This window comes from Mycobacterium sp., assembly GCF_049281135.1.
Lineage (GTDB): Bacteria > Actinomycetota > Actinomycetes > Mycobacteriales > Mycobacteriaceae > Mycobacterium.
This window is the reverse complement of the sequence record NZ_JBAPRN010000089.1, coordinates 1-1,517: the sequence shown is the minus strand read 5'-3', so window position 1 is coordinate 1,517 and position 1,517 is coordinate 1. Positions and strand designations below refer to the sequence as shown.

Here is a 1,517-nt window from a genome sequence, read left to right as displayed (position 1 = left end):
GCTGATCTCGTGGCTGCGTGAACTCGGCCGGCTCGATCCGGTAGCCGCCTGAATTCGGGCTGAACGCAGGAGGTGCCGTCGTGTCGATCGCCGAACCGCACGGAGTCGGTTCAGCTCGCGCCGATCTGGCCGATCGGATACTCGAGGCCGCGCGGCGGCTGATGCTGACGACGGGCGCACGCAAGTTGTCGTTGTCGGATGTGGCAACCCTGGCTGGGGTGTCACGGCCGACCATCTATCGCTACTTCGTGTCCAAAGAGGACCTGATCGATGCGCTGGGAAGGCATGAACGACGACGTTTCGACGCGGCGATGGAACGGGCGATGAGCGGAGTCACCGGCATCGCACGACTGGAAGCCGCGGTCGACCTGGTGGCGACTTTCGTGGAAGACCAGCCGCCCGGGCGCCAGCTCGATCTGGATCCGGGCTTCGCGCAGGACCAGATGGCGCGGGCGTTGCCGATGATCAGCGAGAGGTTGGTGCCGGTCCTGGAGCAGTGCGCTCGCGAGGACGGCTTCGATGCCGCGGCGAGCGTCCGTGATCGTGCCGGTGCGATCGCGCGAGTCGCATTGAGCCACTACATGTTTCGAGAGGACGACCCGGCGGCGGCGCGTCGGGAGATTCGCGCTACGGCCGGTCTTCGCTGACAGTTGATCCGTGGCCCACGCACACCAGAGGCCACATGAGTACCGGCTGTATGAAGCAGCCCCTCGCGTTTCTTGACGGTGTCGGAGGGTGGGTGTTGACTGCTGGTATCGAACATACATTCGAACATCATTGGTAACACCCGTGCCCCCAGGAGGTGGTGATGACGGCGATTCTCGCCACCGATCAGCCTCATCACGACCGTGCTGAACAGCTGAAACAACTGCGCCGGCAGATGGCGTCCGTATCCGGGAAGGTTGGCACACCTCGGCGCGCTCATGTCCACGAGCATGCCCACGCCGACGACCTGCTTCCGGATTCGGAGGCCAAGCTTCCGGTTCCTCAGATGCTGGCCACTGTGTTGCCCGACGCGTTGCCACGCGGGACGGTTGCGGTGCTGTTGGGTGCCCGGTCGCTGCCGCTGAGCATGGTGGCTGCGGTGACGGCCGCCGGTGGGAACGCAGCCATTGTCGGCCAGCCGGATGTCGGCTTGCTGGCGGCGGTGGAAATGGGAGCCGATCTGAGCCGGCTTGCGGTGATTCCGGATCCCGGGACCGACCCGGTAGAGGTGGCGGCGGTGCTGATGGACGGGATGGATCTGATCGTGCTGGCGCTGGGCGGGCGCTCGGTGCCACTGACCCGGGCCCGGGCCGTGGTGGCCCGTGCTCGTCAGAAAGGCTGCACGCTGCTGGTCACCGACGGCGATTGGCAGGGTGCGTCGATACGACTGGAAGCTCGAGTCTGCGGTTACGAAACTACTTCGGATGAGCCGGGTTTCGGACGGATCAGCAAGGTGCGGCTCGAGGTGTGTGGCGCCGGGCGGACGATCAGGCGGGCTCGGACGGGGTAATTGTGGCTTCCCGGGTATTGGC

2 protein-coding genes are annotated in these 1,517 nt (G+C 65.7%); both read left to right on the top strand.

The genetic code is table 11. From position 1 onward, the window contains the following. Positions 1–80 precede the first annotated feature (80 nt). A complete protein-coding gene (locus WAN02_RS03550; RefSeq protein ID WP_422262804.1) occupies positions 81–647 on the top strand; it encodes a TetR/AcrR family transcriptional regulator in 567 nt (188 codons plus the stop codon). Positions 648–808: 161 nt separating this feature from the next. Beyond that, positions 809–1,495 carry a hypothetical protein gene (locus WAN02_RS03545; RefSeq protein ID WP_422262803.1) on the top strand — a complete coding sequence of 229 codons (687 nt, stop codon included), beginning with the start codon at positions 809–811 and terminating at the stop codon, positions 1,493–1,495. Positions 1,496–1,517 lie beyond the last annotated feature (22 nt).

What these genes read in the sequence shown, in the direction of transcription:
- WAN02_RS03545 (WP_422262803.1), top strand. Translation starts at nt 809, where the DNA reads ATGACGGCGATTCTCGCCACCGATCAGCCTCATCACGACCGTGCTGAA.